The organism is Citrobacter sp. VF227 (assembly GCF_052950715.1).
This window is the reverse complement of sequence record NZ_JBRFVF010000539.1, coordinates 1-444: the sequence shown is the minus strand read 5'-3', so window position 1 is coordinate 444 and position 444 is coordinate 1. Positions and strand designations below refer to the sequence as shown.

General features: G+C 57.9%; 1 pseudogene. It reads left to right on the top strand.

The annotated features are described in order from the left end of the window. Positions 1 to 444: pseudogene (locus ACU8YC_RS27740) on the top strand (penicillin-binding transpeptidase domain-containing protein); the annotation flags it as partial.

Below are 444 nucleotides of genomic sequence, written 5' to 3'. Positions count from 1 at the left end.
GCCCAACGCCGCGTAAAGTGACCGATGTGGTACAAACCGGACAGCAAATCTGGGTACGCCAGGTTGGCAATGCCTGGTGGCTGGCGCAAGTGCCGGATGTCAACTCCGCACTGGTCTCCATAATCCGCAAAACGGCGCGGTGCTGGCACTGGTTGGTGGTTTTGACTTCAACCAAAGCAAGTTTAACCGTGCCACCCAGGCGTTACGCCAGGTAGGTTCTACCATCAAACCTTTCCTGTATACCGCCGCGATGGATAAAGGTCTGACGCTGGCGAGCATGCTCAATGACGTGCCGATCCCCCGCTGGGATGCTGGTGCCGGTTCTGACTGGCAACCGAAGAACTCACCGCCGCAGTATGCTGGTCCTATCCGCTTACGTCAGGGTCTGGGCCAGTCGAGAAACGTGGTAATGGTACGCGCCATGCGCGCAATGGGCGTGGATTA